This window comes from Pseudomonas sp. GZD-222, from assembly GCF_049310525.1.
Classification (GTDB): domain Bacteria; phylum Pseudomonadota; class Gammaproteobacteria; order Pseudomonadales; family Pseudomonadaceae; genus Aquipseudomonas.
In genome coordinates, this window is sequence record NZ_JBMOWO010000061.1 from 41489 (window position 1) to 55818 (window position 14330).

The 14330-nt window shown below is 62.2% G+C and carries 17 protein-coding genes and 1 pseudogene; 1 reads left to right on the forward strand and 17 read right to left on the reverse strand.

Annotated elements, in window-relative coordinates:
* Positions 1-9: 9 nt before the first annotated feature.
* Genes ACO6VD_RS11495 through ACO6VD_RS11530 form a run of 8 tightly spaced genes read right to left on the reverse strand, consistent with a single transcriptional unit; the run spans position 10 to position 6647 of the window.
* A complete protein-coding gene (locus ACO6VD_RS11495) occupies positions 10-348 on the reverse strand; it encodes a phage tail protein (protein ID WP_422419131.1) in 339 nt (112 codons plus the stop codon).
* The gene (locus ACO6VD_RS11500; protein WP_422419133.1) at positions 348-3743 is read right to left on the reverse strand and encodes a phage tail tape measure protein; all 3396 of its coding nucleotides are present in this window, start codon (positions 3741-3743) and stop codon (positions 348-350) included. The genes ACO6VD_RS11495 and ACO6VD_RS11500 overlap by 1 nt, the downstream gene beginning before the upstream one ends.
* A 3-nt stretch (positions 3744-3746) precedes the next feature.
* Positions 3747-4064: a DUF1799 domain-containing protein gene (locus tag ACO6VD_RS11505; RefSeq protein ID WP_422419159.1), complete on the reverse strand. Its 318-nt coding sequence runs from the start codon at positions 4062-4064 to the stop codon at positions 3747-3749.
* Positions 4061-4444 carry a phage tail assembly chaperone gene (locus ACO6VD_RS11510; RefSeq protein ID WP_422419135.1) on the reverse strand — a complete coding sequence of 128 codons (384 nt, stop codon included), beginning with the start codon at positions 4442-4444 and terminating at the stop codon, positions 4061-4063. The genes ACO6VD_RS11505 and ACO6VD_RS11510 overlap by 4 nt, the downstream gene beginning before the upstream one ends.
* A gap of 9 nt (positions 4445-4453) precedes the next feature.
* Positions 4454-5113: a phage tail protein gene (locus ACO6VD_RS11515; RefSeq protein ID WP_422419137.1), complete on the reverse strand. Its 660-nt coding sequence runs from the start codon at positions 5111-5113 to the stop codon at positions 4454-4456.
* Between the two features lie 39 nt (positions 5114-5152).
* The gene (locus ACO6VD_RS11520) at positions 5153-5581 is read right to left on the reverse strand and encodes a phage tail terminator-like protein (protein ID WP_422419138.1); all 429 of its coding nucleotides are present in this window, start codon (positions 5579-5581) and stop codon (positions 5153-5155) included.
* Positions 5578-6252 (reverse strand): hypothetical protein, encoded by a 675-nt coding sequence (locus ACO6VD_RS11525; RefSeq protein WP_422419140.1) that lies wholly within the window; start codon positions 6250-6252, stop codon positions 5578-5580. The genes ACO6VD_RS11520 and ACO6VD_RS11525 overlap by 4 nt, the downstream gene beginning before the upstream one ends.
* 2 nt (positions 6253-6254) lie before the next feature.
* A complete protein-coding gene (locus ACO6VD_RS11530) occupies positions 6255-6647 on the reverse strand; it encodes a hypothetical protein (RefSeq protein ID WP_422419141.1) in 393 nt (130 codons plus the stop codon).
* Positions 6648-6687: 40 nt separating this feature from the next.
* On the opposite strand from ACO6VD_RS11530, the gene ACO6VD_RS11535 reads away from it, so the two are divergent.
* The gene (locus tag ACO6VD_RS11535; RefSeq protein WP_136477256.1) at positions 6688-6912 is read left to right on the forward strand and encodes a hypothetical protein; all 225 of its coding nucleotides are present in this window, start codon (positions 6688-6690) and stop codon (positions 6910-6912) included.
* A gap of 6 nt (positions 6913-6918) precedes the next feature.
* Here the strand turns inward: ACO6VD_RS11535 and ACO6VD_RS11540 are convergent, their stop codons facing one another.
* The 9 genes and pseudogenes from ACO6VD_RS11540 to ACO6VD_RS11580 form a co-directional block, all read right to left on the reverse strand.
* Positions 6919-7296, reverse strand: coding sequence for a hypothetical protein (locus ACO6VD_RS11540; protein ID WP_422419143.1), 378 nt, complete (start codon positions 7294-7296; stop codon positions 6919-6921).
* A gap of 3 nt (positions 7297-7299) precedes the next feature.
* On the reverse strand, positions 7300-7734 hold the full coding sequence (locus ACO6VD_RS11545) for a HeH/LEM domain-containing protein (protein ID WP_422419144.1): 435 nt from the start codon (positions 7732-7734) through the stop codon (positions 7300-7302).
* 47 nt (positions 7735-7781) lie between these two features.
* Positions 7782-8759 carry a major capsid protein gene (locus ACO6VD_RS11550; protein ID WP_422419146.1) on the reverse strand — a complete coding sequence of 326 codons (978 nt, stop codon included), beginning with the start codon at positions 8757-8759 and terminating at the stop codon, positions 7782-7784.
* Between the two features lie 3 nt (positions 8760-8762).
* Entirely contained in the window at positions 8763-9536 is a 774-nt protein-coding gene (locus ACO6VD_RS11555) for a hypothetical protein (RefSeq protein ID WP_422419148.1), read from the reverse strand.
* Between the two features lie 84 nt (positions 9537-9620).
* Complete coding sequence (locus tag ACO6VD_RS11560; RefSeq protein WP_422419150.1) at positions 9621-9989, reverse strand: Gp49 family protein; 369 nt, start codon at positions 9987-9989, stop codon at positions 9621-9623.
* Between the two features lie 58 nt (positions 9990-10047).
* On the reverse strand, positions 10048-11142 hold the full coding sequence (locus ACO6VD_RS11565; RefSeq protein ID WP_422419152.1) for a minor capsid protein: 1095 nt from the start codon (positions 11140-11142) through the stop codon (positions 10048-10050).
* The gene (locus ACO6VD_RS11570) at positions 11069-12469 is read right to left on the reverse strand and encodes a DUF4055 domain-containing protein (RefSeq protein ID WP_422419154.1); all 1401 of its coding nucleotides are present in this window, start codon (positions 12467-12469) and stop codon (positions 11069-11071) included. Before ACO6VD_RS11570 ends, ACO6VD_RS11565 begins: the two co-directional genes overlap by 74 nt.
* A 53-nt stretch (positions 12470-12522) precedes the next feature.
* The gene (locus tag ACO6VD_RS11575) at positions 12523-14013 is read right to left on the reverse strand and encodes a terminase (protein ID WP_422419156.1); all 1491 of its coding nucleotides are present in this window, start codon (positions 14011-14013) and stop codon (positions 12523-12525) included.
* A gap of 2 nt (positions 14014-14015) precedes the next feature.
* Positions 14016-14330: pseudogene (locus ACO6VD_RS11580) on the reverse strand (hypothetical protein); the annotation flags it as partial.

Genomic DNA, 14330 nt, shown 5'->3' on the forward strand with positions numbered 1-14330 from the left:
GAAGATTTCCTAAGGGTGAAAAGACCGCTCGAACGTGGCAGTAATTTTGAAGACCCCACCGCCGACGGGAACGGGGGCAGGGTCGTTGCAGGTGAATAGGCCCAACTGCCCCATTGGCGTGGTCCAAAGGAATGCCTTCGCACCGCCGTGTCGGTCAAAAAACTCCATTACTTTTAGGGCCTTCTGCTTGGGTACAGTGATCGTCACTGGGTAGGAGTCTTCCTTGTTGTTTGGTCCGTCGCCGACGGTTTGCTTGTACCCGCCGCCGAAGCGAGACTCCCTGACCCGATATTTGATCTCGGGCTTATCTCCGCGCTCAGTCACCCAGTTGAACGTCTCAATAGCCATCAGCGCCTCCCATTTGCATTTCGGTAGCTGATGCCACCAGGACGCCAGGACTCGGCCACAGCGCGCTCAGCTGCGGTCTTCATCTGCTTTTGCATGTTCTGCTGCAGCAGTTCCTGATCCAGCTCCATGCCTTCACCACTGCGGTCTGGCACAACGACGCTCACAGGTGCGCTGATCTGGATCGTCGACCCGCCACCCGCCCCTGCTGCCATAGCCGACACTGGCCCAGCCCCCAACGGAGTGATCGTGCCGCCCTCAGCTCCCATCATCAGGTAGGTCTTTCCCCCCTGATTCAGCAACTCCGGGCCCAGTTCGTTGACCTGGTAGAGCGAGTTCGCCGCTACCGGGCCGCCGGCGGCACGTTGACCAGAGACGAAGCTGTCCATGATCTCTGGGCTGTAGCCGGCCTGAGTGGAGCCCGCTGAAGTAGCTGCACCACCACTGAACCAGGCACTCATTGCGCTACCAGCAATGCTCGACAGTAGCCCCGAGGCAGCCTGCCGTGAAGCAATCCGCGCCATATCCGCCAGGATCGACTTGGTGAAGTCGGCGAACGAAAACTTGCCGGATATGGCGAAGTTCGCGACGGAGTCTTCCATCGAGCTGAAGGCGTTGGTGAACAGGCTCTTCGTCTGGCCGGCGACATCCCGGGCCGACTCCAGGTAGTTCTGAAATGCCGACGAAGCACCGGCGCTCCAGCTGCCCTGGGCAGCAGTCATGTCGTTGTAGTTGGCGATCGCAGTTTCCTGCAGATCGCGCTGGGTCATATCGAGCGCCGACAGCTTCTGGTTGTACTCGTCAAGGCTCATGCCGCGAGAGCCATCACCGTACTGGTTGGCCAAGTCCAGCTTCTGCTGGTTGATCCGGTCGGTGATGCCGTTCTGCTGGTCCTGCAGCCCGCGTTGCCGGTCGCCCAGGCCGAGACCTTCAGCAGATCGCTGGCCCTGCAAGCGCAGAGCCTTCACCTGCTGGTCCAGCGCGCTGGTGTAGGTCTGCACCGCCTGGGCTTGCTTGCGCAGTCGGCCCTCCTCGTTCGTCGCCAGCACGGCCAGCTCCGAATCAGCGTCCTTCTGCGCTTTGACCATGTTGGCCCGGGCATCGGCGATCTTCTGGTCCAGCTGGACCCGCTGGGCGGCGGAGGTGTCGGCCTTGCCCTTGGCAGCTTCGAGCGCCGCAATCTCCGCCTGGTAGGCGTTGGTCACCTCGCCCTTCTGCTGCTCGATAATGGCTTCGCGCTGCGCCGCGTACGACTCCTGGGAGATGATGCCGGCCTTCTGGGCTGCGTCCAGCTCCTTCTGGTGGTTTTTATACTCGGCCAGGATGGCGGCCAGACCGTTCTTCTGGTCGTTGAACCCGGAGAGGTCGACGGACGTGGTACGCCCAGCGGAGTCCTTGAACTGCTTGGCGATATCGGCCTGCACCCGGGCGATGTTCTCGGGTTTCAGCCGCTCATCATCCGGGTTGACCTTGCGGATCGCTTCGAGAGATTTGGTGTACTCCTTCAGCGCATCCGCCCGCTTTTCAGCGTTGGTCCTCGCGGACTTTTCCAGAGCATCGATCTTACCGATCGCCACAATGGCCGCCTGCTGCCGCTGGGCATCCAGCTCCTGGGCCTTCGCGATAGCTTGCTGCGTGTCTCGCTGCTGGATGAGAGCTTTGAGTTCAAGGTTAGCGTCGGCCAGCTTCTTCTGCGCTGCGGTGTCGTCAGGATCACCGTTCAGCGCACTCTGCGCCGCTGCCAGGCGCTGCTGCGTCTCGACGATACGGCTAGCGATATCCTGGTCACGGCCAATGTTCTTGACCGAGTCTACGGTTGCAGCGACCTCACCACGCAGTGCCTTCCAGCCGCGCTCCCATATGGACAGGTTTTCTGTCACCTCTTTGCTGCGGTTCTTGATGGTATCGACGTAGGTATCGGTCAGCAGCTTGGTTGCCCCGATGGTGTCGCCCTGTTCCTTCAGCGCCAGGATCTGCGAGTAGGTCGCCGCGGTGAGGAAGTTATACTGCTCGTTGAGCTCCTTGGCAGCTGCCACCGGATCCTTGCCGATCTTCACGAACTCGGCGACGGTGTCCTCTACTGCTTTGCCGGTTGCCGATCGCCACTCTAGGGCGGCCTCGGTGATCTCGACGAAGCTGTTAGACGCTACCTTGCCGCTGCTGGCCAGCTGGGTGAGCACCTCTGCTGCGGCGCCGGTGGTGCCGACAGTAGCCGCGACCTCGCGCGCCATCCCCGCAAGGCGGTCGGACGTAGTGCCTGCGGCATTGCCGGTCGTGATCAGTGCTTTCTGGAATTCGACGGCCTCTTCACTGCCGGAGTAGTAGGCGTATCCGAGTACAGCAACCGCTGCCGCCGCGACGGTGAACGGGTTCACCAGGCCCAACACATAGCCGCCAAGGGCTTGCACAGCCGGTCCGATGCCGCCAAACATGTCCTTGAGCTGCCCGCCCTGCTGCAGCAGTACCTGGAGCGGAGCCTGGCCACCCTGCAAGGACACCACGATATCGGTGAACTGCGCCGGTACGCCGCGCAGTGCTGCAGCGGTGGCTTTGGCCGACATACCAGTCTTGTTCAGCGCAACATCGGCGCCGCCCAATGCGGTGCGCGCCTGGTCGATCTTCGTCTGGTACTCGCCGAAGGTCTCCGCATCGAGTGCGCCACTGGTGCGGAAGCCCTTCAGCTTCTGCTCCATCTGGTCCAGGCGGTTCATTGCTGCGACGGTCGGGTCGATCTTGCCCAGCAATTCCTCGAGCGCCTGGCCTTCTTCCCGATGCGCACCGGCGGCCTTCTTCGCCGCCTCAACCTGACGCTCCTCCGTGGCGATGAGGGCCTGGGCTCGACTGTTGATGGCCGCCTGACGGCTGGCACTGTCGGACAGAACGGCGTTCGCCTGGGAGGTGACCTCGGCGCTCTGCTCGGTCGCCCGGTTGAGCGATTGAACGTACTGGCTGGCCTCCAGCGACGCCTTGGCTACGGCCAGAATCCTGGCCTGCTGCTCATCGGAAGACTCGGCAGCGCGCCGGCCAGCCTGGGCACCCGCATCCGCGGCGCTGGTGAGCGCCTCCTGCACCTTGCCCGCCTGTGCGGCCTCAGTACGGAACGCCCCCATGTTCGCCGCGGCGCTGCTGAATGCCGTGGAGGCGCTGGTAACGGCGCGCCCCACAGTGGCCATCTGCTGCGCCAGCTCGGCCTGCTTGGCGTTGAGCGCCTGCAGCTCCTGCACGATCTGCCGGGTGTCACCCTGCAGGCTGCCAAGGGCAGTCTCCCAAGCGCGACCAGTTTTCCCAGCCGATTCCTCGCTGCGCTTGCCAGCGTCGGTTAGCTGGTCGAGGTTGTCCTTGGCCTCAACGGCATCCCCGGAGTCGATCTGAAGACCGAGAGAAGCGATGGTGGTCATGGTCTACTCCATGGATTCGGCCATGACGGCCAAGGCCTCAACCTCCATGACGCGGAGATCGGGGAAAATGTCGGTGAGGTCGCGGCGCTTGATGCCGAGCATTGAGGCCGTTGCAGGAATGGCGGTGTAGTCCAGACCTGTGTACCCGCCCGGACCCACCCGCCACTGCGTGCCCATCGCATCGAACAGGCGGAAGGCCGGCCATGCATCTGGCCAGACCTCCACAACCTCCTCCTCGATGTCATCCGGGGTCAGCCCCAGCGCCGCAAGTTGCTCGGCGGTGGGTCCCCGCTCGTAGCAGGCCCTGGCCGCCGCTCTCAGTTTCCCAGGCGGGCCGGGCTGTAGGCGGCCTGGTAGGCGTCAATTACCGCCTTCGGCGCGCCGGTGCAGGTGCGCACCAGGTCGGCGATGGCTTCGGCGCCAAACTCGTCCTCCAGATCCCAGCCTGTGACGATCTCGCCCAGTTGCTCGGCCTGCAGTGCGATTTCACCGGTGGTGACCTCCTCCCAGGTAGCCCCGTCCTTCTGGGCCTTCTCCGCCCAGGCGTCGCGCGCCTTGTTCCAGCGGTCGAACATTGCGGAGAGGGCCACGCGGTCCATGTAGCGGAACTGGAACTCCACTGGCGCAGGCTCGGCGCCAATGCGCGGAACCTGCACCACCTCGGTGAAGGTGGGGTTCTGCGCGATCTTGATCTTCGCCATGAGAGCTCCTTAAGCGCCGGCCAGGTAACGAAGCGATCGAGCCGACAGGCCGACGCTGATGGTTCGGGTCATCACGTTGTTCCGCTCCATGGTCGGGTCTGGGGTGATGCTGACGTAGCCCGGGTACAGGATCTGATCGCCGTTGCGGAGCTTCATGCGGATCACCGCGAGCTCTTTGGAAGCGTCGTAGCCCTCGACAGCCTGCACGTATGGGGCGGCAGGCTGGTCTTCGACCACGATCGACAAGGTAGTCGGACTGCGGTTGGTGGGGAACTGCTTGTCGTCGTCATCTTCCAGATAACCAACGGTCGCGTACTGCTGCTCGCCACCGGCCGAGTTGAACGACGTAACCTTCGAGATCTGAACCCAGTCGGAAAGCGGGTACACGGACCCCGCGCCAGCGCCTGCGGTGAATTTTTCTGCGTCGCTGGTATCGAGGCCGGCCAGGGAGAAAGCGTCATCGGCGACGTTGGACGCTTTGACGGCGCGGTCGCTGATGAGCGCCCAACCGGAATTGACAAGCAGTACGTCACCATTCTGGATGGTGTGACCGGCAGCTGTCGCAACCGGTGGCTTTGCGTTGGTAAGTGCCGTGAAGGCCACGGCGGCGCCAATAACTCTGGCGATCTCGAGCGTAGCGCCGTTTGGCAGCGGGAAGCGTGCGGCCATGGTGTGTTTCCTCATTGATGCCCGCCGGGCGGCGGTTGGTTATGCCCCAGCGGGCAGTTGGTCTGCGACACCCTGGTAGGTGAAGCTGGCCGGGACCGTGTAGGTCGCCGGCTCGGTGATGGTGGGCCCCCGCTCCAGCGGCTCGACGATCAAGCCTTCGAAGCCGCTGCGGCTGAGTTCGGTGTCGACGCGGAACAGCGTGCTCAGTTCGTCGACCAGGGCCTCAGCAGTAGCCAGGGCCTGGCCCGCTGGGCAGACGATGCTGATCTGGTAGATACCCCGGTACTCATAGGCCTCTGCAGCCAAGTAGCGGGTGGTGGTGCTGGCCGGCAGTAAGAAGGCCCGTAGGTAGGTTTCGCCCGGAGAGGCCTCGAAGTCCTCCTCCATGTGCGCAACCCGGATCGGGCGTGCTACTGCCCAGGCCGCCAGCTTGATCTCAATGGCCTGGCGGGCGCGTGCGTGGCTCATACCTGGTTGCTCCTGATGGCTTCGTCGACGATGGCCTTGAAGCGCGCCAGCGTCACGCGAACCATTCCGCCGGGAGCTTGAGTCGAATGGCCATACTCGAGCGGGATCGCATACGGCAGATTGTTCACGATGTAGGCGGTCTGGCCGATCGTCAGCGCCGCGACTTGCGCCTTCAGCTCGGCGATGGTCTCGTTACCCGATCGGTCGATCCGATCGAGCTCGCCAGTTGCCGGAGCATCGATAGAGAATTGCCAGTTGCCACGGAAGCGCCCGCCGACATACCCCTGGCCCGCCACAAGACCATTCACAGCGAAGTTCTGATCGCGCTCTGCCTTGGTCAGTGGCTTGGCGTACCTGACGCCCTTGCGCAGCTTGCCGGCCTTGGTGAAGTTGTCTTGGTTTAGGTTGATGAGCGTGTTGCGCACAGCCACCTTGAAGTCGTAGTCGTCAGCTGCGCGCTTGTTGGCGGAGCGGTGCGCTACGTTCGTCTTCCAGATTTCGGGATCGCCAACCGGCGACATGCGGATGACACTGCTGCCAATCTCGATCACGATCTCGCGGAAGGTGGCGTCAAGCGCAACCTGAGCCTGCTCCGCGAACGCCCGGATGCTTTCGGCGAACCCGCCCTCAAGCCCGCCGTAACGCTGGGTCATGTGTGAACCGCGTGGCATGGTCACTTCCTCAACTGAATGGTCCAGGTGGCTTGAGCGGGGTCTTCAGACACGTTGAGCGCCCGGTATCCGCTAACTTGGTCGCCGATCTTGGGCGTCGCCGGGACATCGGTGACAGCACCGGCCTGCCCCTCAAACAGCTCGTTCTGGAGCACCAGCAGCTTCACATCCTCGGTCTGGATACGAGAGCCATCGATCTCCTTTGCCAGGTAGCTGCCGAACACGCCCCGTCCGACGTAGTAGGTAGTGGAAGCCGGCACCGTACCGCCGATCGCGGGATCGTACCCACCCTTTAAGGTGCGGGATCCAGCAACCGGCTTCACCGTGTCGGCTAGACCGTCAGGATCATCGAATGCTTCCGCCAGGTCGGCCTGGACCTCTTCGCGCATGCCCATTTGAAATACACTCCAGCCAATCCCCAAGAAGAGATCGATCATGAATAAAAAAGCTGAATGCGAGGCTGCCATCCGCCACCTTGTCCACGAATGGGCAAAAGCCCAAGAGCAGCCTTCAGGCTGGCACCCGAGCTTCGGCTCATTCAAAAGCTGGCTTCGCGACCAAGGCTATGGCCACTACTTGGAATTCAGGAGCGTGATGCCGGCCAGCGACGTCGCTGAACAGTGGTTCGATCAAGAGCTGAAGCAGGGATGGCGAAACTGATCGCGCTCAAACCCGCTTGAGCAGAACGGTACCGGATCGTCTGACCCAGGGAGCGATCAGGTCCAATGCGAAGTTCTCAGCCGCGGACAGCTCGACTGAACCCTCGGCGTAAGTCTTGCTGGTCGAGGTGCCAGCCTGAGCTGACACGGTCTTGCTGAGCACCTCTTTGCCGGTGTCCTTATAGAGCTTGTTCTCGGCAGCCAGCTTGGCCACCTGCGCACCGGCGGTCACGATCGCGTCCGGCACAGGGACGGGCACCGTTCGCTTGATCCTAGCCGTTAGCCAGGCATTGGCCATAGCCACAGAAAGCTCTACATCACCGGAACCAGCCCAGCCCTGCCCGAGCTTCTGGTCGACGTCAGCGACGGTGATGAAGTCGGTCATGGCTTATTCCTTCGGGATCACGGCCTGCAGGTCCGGCTTGTTCGCCGAGGCGTCAAAAGCGATGCCCTTGGCAGTTAGCCATTCCTTCAACTGCGGAACTTTCATCTTGTACGGGTCGGTCTCGTCGTCACCGCCCTCCGCCTCGATCGCTTTGTCGATTTCGGCCTGGCTGCTCACAGAGGCATAGCCAGCCGGCGGGTAAGCAGAAGCCTTGTAGCCCTCCGTTACCCACTGGGCGATGGTCGGGCCGTCCAGGCGCAGGCCTTCCTCGATCTCGCTGACGCTGATGCCCTGGCGCTGGTACGCCTCGCCGATATGAGGGGCATCGCCCTGCACAGAAACCGAGGTGGCGCCATCAATGACGCCAAAGAACTGATCCAGGCGGCGATAGCAGGTGCCGCGCTCGCTGCCCGGGGAGTTGGTGTAGATGACTTTCATGGTGAGCTCCTGCGCAGGGCACCAGGTCGGCGCCCCGCATCATTGGGTCAAGGGGTGGCGGTGCCGCTGATGACCGCGGCGAACGGGACCTGCTTGCGGTCGAACACGCGCTGCCAGTTGGCCGCATTTGCGTACTGGGCGGCACTCGGGCTGAGGTTCAAGTTCTCGCTGCCCTTCCAGCTGAAACCGGCTGGCTGCAGGATAAAAGTCTTGCGCTCCCACAGGACCTCGGCACCACCACCGTTACCACCGCCGGGCTTGCGCTCCAACTCGACCGGCACAGTCGGCGAGCCCTCACCGTAGCCGAATGCCCCCTGGCCGAAGAAGACGGACAGAAACTGACCTGGCGCGTAGGTCAGGCTGTCATCCATGAACACTGGCTTGCCCAGATAGGTGGCCAGGATGATCTTGCCCTGGGAGTCGCGCAGGTACTCGATCATGTCCTGCTTGACCATCTGGTTCATCACCACCGAGTGCACGCCGATTGCAGCGAACATATCGGCAGCGTCGCCGGCGGTAAAGGCGGCGTCCTGGAAGGCATTGGCGCTGATCGATGCGCCGGAGTCCTTGACCATGTCACCGCCATTGTTGGCGATGTTGGAGGCGACCACGCCACGCGCCGAGCCCAGCAGGTAACGCTGCCACTGGCGGGTCCAGTAGGTGCCAAAGCGGTTGCGGATGTGTTGCTGCGGTTCGGCGTTGGCGAGCTCAGCGGTGAGATCGGAAACGCCGTAGCCTTTGTTAAGGTACAAGGTCCGGGCCCGCATGCTGCCCTGTTTTGCCTTGCCAACTTCGCCCAGGTCGTCGGGGTTGTCGTTGGAAATGTTCGGCGCCTCGTCGGCGTCCAGGTCCTGCCAGTAGCTGATCTCGGAGGTGCCCTGGCCGTTCTTGGCGATGTCGTCGAGAGTCGCCGAGCGGGTCACGATGCCCGACTCGAAGACGGCAGTCTTCTCGGGGGAGTTCACCGGCTCCAGGGTGCCGTAGTAGTCGGAAACGAAGATATCCGACAGTTGGGTAGATGCCATGGTTTAAGTTCCTCGGGTGGCTTGGAGTTTTTTGTAAGCTTCAGGGTTGTCCCGGGCGATCGCAGCGCGCTCTGCCTCGGTGTACTCGCCCCATTTCTTCGTGGCCTTGCCACCGTTGTCGCCGGTCTGCCCGGCACCCTGAGCCCTTGGCCACAGGTGGGTAGCGGTTTCGCGCAGCGATTCCGCCCATTCGAGTGGAGACAGCGGGGTCTTGCCGTCCTTCCCGTACACAATTTCGCCGGCACGGTCAGTGGCGATCGGCTCGCCGTCTTCGCTCAGCTTGAAGGTGCCTCGGGCGCGGAGGATGATGTCCTCGGCAGCCTCGGGCAGCGCGCCGGCCTTGATGGCGGCAGCGCGGATGGAGTCGGCCAGCACCTTGTCGCTGTACTTGGCAGCGAAGGCTTCAGCCTTATCAGCGCGCTCGTTGGCGGCCTTGACCTGCTTGTCCAAGTCGCCGCGTAGGCGCTCGGTACGACGGTTAATAACCTCGTCCAGCTTGCCCTCGGCGATCAGCTTGGTCTCTTCGTCCTGGCCAACTTTGGCCAGCAGGCCCTTGACCGCTTCGATATCCAAGCCGTCGAACTGGCCTTTCAGCTTGTCCAGCTCAGTCTTGATGGTCTTGTTGGAGCCGATCAGCTCTTGGTTCTTGGACTTGAGGCCCGAGACCTCGCCGTCCAGAAATTTCTGCACCTCGCCGCCCAGCGCTGCCTTGAGGGCTGCGGTTTGGTTCTCGTCGAGGGTGAGGCCGTGGGCGGCCGGGTCGAAGTCGAAAGGCATGTGGCTATCCCCTTGGGATTGGTTGGCCCGCCTGGCGGGCATAAAAAACCCCGGCTCAGCCAGGGCTTGGAAATCGTGTTGCTGTCAGTTGGCGTCGCGCAGGCGCTGTTTCAGCTCATAGCCCATCAGCGGCCAGATCTTCTGTTCGGCGTTTTGCCTGGCGATCTTGCGGCCGATCCCTTCGTCGAAATTTTCAGGGCTCGCACATGCAGACTCGCCGGTGACGGTAAAGCCGTTTTTGAGAACAAGTACGCAGAAGGTAAGCAGAGTCAGTTCTCCATGCGCACCGGTGAGACGAGTGAGTTCATCCTGTTTATGCAGGGTGGCCTGCACCCCTTCAGAAGCTGTGAAGTAGTACTCACCGACGATGTTCGCCTGCACGTCAGCAGGGGTGATCCGGGCAGCGGTCTTACCTTTCGCCAGAATCTCCTGCTCGATGTCTTTGTCGCTCATGGGGCTCTCCAAGGAATGGCGCGCCACGAAAGCGCGGCATGTGATTTTGTGGCGCGGCTCAGTTGATTCCAGCCCGATCAAACGCCAACGGCTCCAGCTCCTTGAGCTGCTCGAGCGTCAGCGGCTTGAAGTTCTTGTCCAGTTGCAGCGCGGCGAAGCGTTCGGGCGTCAGGCCGCCATCGCGGAACAGCTTTGCACGGACCGGTCCCAACGCTGAATCCTGAAACGCCGCTGGCTGCGTTCTCAGCCACTGGTAGTAGCCGAGCCCTGCCGATACCTGCGCGCCGCCGCCAGCCCCCACGGATGCCCGCGTTGCGCCTTCGGCAAACAGCGCCGACAGCCTGGTTACCGGCACAGTAGTCGAGCGGCAGTTGACGTGCGCCGGCGGCAACGGGCCCTTTCCTACCTCGAACACCCGACCGTCCAGGCTCTTGCAGAGGGTGCTGGTCTTGCGGTCGAGCGTCGACACCCAGCGATAGCCAGGAATGACATCGGCGTTCGCCTTAAGCGTCTCCATGCGGGCTGTGGTGGCCACATGCTGGACAGCGGTCTGGACGATGGAGCGGGCGTTGCGGCTGCTTACAGCCAGCACGCCGTCGGTAAAATTCTGCGCCGCGGTACCGCGTATGGCCTGGGTGATCTCGGCGTTAGTCTGCCCCTGCACCACGCCAAGCCTGATGGCGTTCGTTACCCTGTTCGACTCGGTGCGCGTCCAGCCGCTGAGGAACGATTTGAGCATTGTGCCGCCGTCGATCCCCGACACCTGCAGCGGCTGCGTGTTGATGGCCGCCCTGATCAGGGAGTCCGCTGGCATTGCCGCGTCTATCAATAACGCCTTCGCCAGGCTGCGACCCTCGAAGGCAGCCTCGTACAGTGCAATGTCCACGAGATCAGACTGCATCCGATCGCTGAACGCCTTGTAGATCTCTAGCAGTTTGCCGCCGACCCGGGCCAGGAATTCCTCCAACCGGCTGCGACTGTAGGTCGCCAGCTCCTTGCGAGTGAGCTGATCGCGAACATGGGTGTCGATCCGGCGCAGATAGGTTTCAAACTTCTTGACCTCGCCCGCCTTGAGCCGCTCAAGCAGAACCGAGTGGCGGCTTACCTGCTCCAGCAGCTTCTCGTCCGCCGTCTGCTCCGGTTTCGTCGCCATCGTCTTTGTCCAGGTTGATGCCGGTCGACTCGCGCTCGTCGCTGATCAGCTCGGCCTCTTCGTCGTAGGGGCGCTCCGGCAACTTGCCGGTGGTGAGATATTGCCAGTAGGTTTCGGCGCTGATGGTCCCGGCCATGACGCTTTTCTGCAGTTCGGCCAGCACCTGGGCGTCGACCTCAGGAATGACGAACTCCGGCTTAACTTTGAAGACGACTTCGTCCGGGTGGTAGCCGGTCCATTCTGCGGCATAGCGCAGGGCTTGTTCGATGCCGGCTGCAGCAGTGATGACGATACTGTGCAGCGTTGCGTGTTGGTCGTTCTGGCGCGTCTTGCGCGCTTCGCCGGACTCAGTACCGGACACGTCCATAACCTTGGCGCCAGCTTCCAGAGCGGCATTCTTCTGATCTTCCATAGCAGTCCGAACTGCCTGGATGCCGGCGCCCTGAAACTCCAAGTAGCCGCATTGGCCATTCGGACCGAGGTCCCAAGCCGCAGAGGGGCCGGTGACGCTTAGCTCGACACTTTCATCGAGCCCCGACACCCACGGCTGCGGGTGGCTGGTCTGGTGTAGCGCGGTGAAGTAGTCGGCGCTGAGCTGATAGGACTTCTTCGCGGCCCGTGCCATGGTCAGGAGCGGGATCTCGTCCACATCCGGAGAGTTGTCGGTCGATCCGCAATAGATGACTGGGATGTAATCCAGGCCGCGCACCAGTTGATTATCGGTGCCAACAGTACCCAGAGGGTGCGAATCCTCGATCAGCTCGCCAGCCTCGTTGCGCACGGCGGTGTAGCAAACCTCGCCCTCCATGTAGAACTCGCGGAAAACCGTCACGCACTCATGGCTGTAGCGGTCCTCTGCATCCTTCTTTCGGAACTCACGGAACACCGACAGGACCAGATCCTGGCGGCCACCCTGATCAGCCGTATCCCAGTTGATGGCGTTGCGCACCGCGTAGGTGGAGAAATACGGGTGCCCTGCGTCGTCGACGTTGACCACCAACGGTACTCGGCCATGGGATATGGCCTGGCGCACGATACGCAGGAACAGCTGGGTCAGGCCAAACCCGTCGGCCGTGGCGTTCTCCTCCAACTGCTTCAGTCCGGTGGGTAGTTTCACCTCGGGGATGAGCCGGGAGACCAACCCCATCATCGAGCGAAGCGAATCGCGGACCCAGTGCTCGTACTGGGCGCGATCGGTGTAGTTGCGGTAGAGGTAAGCATTGCCCGTGCCGTCGAGTTTCTCCGCCTCAACCATGCCGCTCGGCTTGGGCAGATTGCGCGGGCTGCGCTTGATAGCGCCCTCGCCCTCAAGGGCGTCGTCCATCATCCGCCACTCTTCGATGTGAGCGTCGTAGTCTGGGTTGGTAGATTGAACAGGCATTACGCCAAACCTCCGATGCGGCGGACACCGCCTGTGCGTTTACGTCGCGCCATGGCAACGGCAAAATAGCGGAAACCGTCGGCCGGGTGGGATGACCAGTCATGAAGCGGCTTATCCTTCCAGCACCCACGCTTGTCGTCCCACTCTTTGCGGTAGCTCTCAAGAGCGGTAATGCCCTCGCCGCATTTGGCTTCGTCGAAGGCGCAGTTCGGCAACACTTCTCGCGCCTGCTCGATGCCTTCATCGATTCCGAGCTTGGGCACGACCAGGAATGTCATCCGGTACTTTTCTCCATCGATCTCATAACCCTCGCGGGCCAGTTCTCGGCGGGTCTTGCCGTCGCTACCGAACTCACGGTTGTCGATGTCGTGCGGGCCCCAGTGCTCGCCGTAGGTGTAACCACGGTCCTTCAGCACCTTCATGTAGTGCCGCAGGCCTTCACCGCTGTTCTGGTAGAAGTCGACTACGTGGTATTCCTCTCCGACGATCCGGACGAACCAGATAGCGGTCGAGTCGCCCACGCCGATATCCCAGAACGTGTGGACCGGCAGGTGGCCGTTGTCAGGCAGCTTGCCGATGCGCTGGGCGGCGTAGAGCTTCGTGAACTGCTTGGCGTAGTAGGCGCCTTCGATCGTCTGCTGGAATGCCTCTGCAGGGATCGACGGGTACTCCCGCTTCATGTCGTCGCCGAGGGTCTTTTCCTTAGCGCTGTACCAGGCGCGCTGGCCTGGGTTGGTGACGATGCCGTGCTTGGCGCTCAGCTCGTCGAAATACTTTGTCAGCCGGTCGGGGATGACGACATCGGTCGGGTCCAGCCAGTACAGCGGGTTCCGCCACCAGCTGAAGAAGAAGAACTTCCAGTCCAGCAGGCCCAGGGGCACGCCGGCAAGCTGCTGCTTCTCTGCGCTCTGCGAGTAATCGAAGAAGTAGCCCGCCCGCCCCTCCGCCGTCGATTCGATCGTGACGAAACACTCTGCGGCGACAGCCTCAAAGGCGCCGGTGACGATCTCTCTGGCCTTGTGAGGAAACTTGGCGCAGATCTTCCCGAACTCGGATACGTGCAGGTAACGCAGTGTGCCGCCCCGGAACGAGGTCGAAACGTAAAGCGATCCGCCTTTGCTGAACACCAATTCGCCCGCGGCATCGTTGCGCGCTGGGTTGGCCGCCTTGATCTCTTTCGGCAGGTTGTCGTAGGCGTACTTCACTTTCTCCCGGAACAGGCGCTTGGCGTCGTTCAGGGTATGGGCGATCAGGGCGCACTTGGCCGCCTCGAACAGTGCAGCATCCAGCTGGACGATACAGACCAGGGTCGTGAACCCAAGCTGCCTGGCCTTCAGGATGATGTTCCGGGTGTGCATCCCCTGGAAGTAGTCCACCTGCTCCTGCGTCATGCGGAAGCGGACCTTCTTGCCCTGCTTGTCAGTGATGAAGTAGAGGTTGTTCAGCCGCCAAAACCGATCCCGGAGCAGTTTCATGTGCTCGGGCTTCATGGTCAGGCATCCTTCGATAGTTCATCCATCAGCTGAGACAGCTCGTCTGCGTCTTTCGACTGCTCCTTGTCGTCCAGGCCGAATGCAGTGCGCTCGAGCACCTGCAGGTTCTTCATCGCCGAGGACAACTGGAAAAGGGTCTTGGCGTTGCTCGGCAGGGCGACCGCTGCGAGCATCGAGCTACGGCGAAATCCGCTCTCATCGTCGGCCGTCTCGTCAGCGATGGCGTCCTCGATCTCCTCGCGGCGCTTGATCGTGGTGAGCAGGTCATCCATGAGCAGGTTCGCAAGGTTCGTGGCCTTGCGAATGTCACGGCG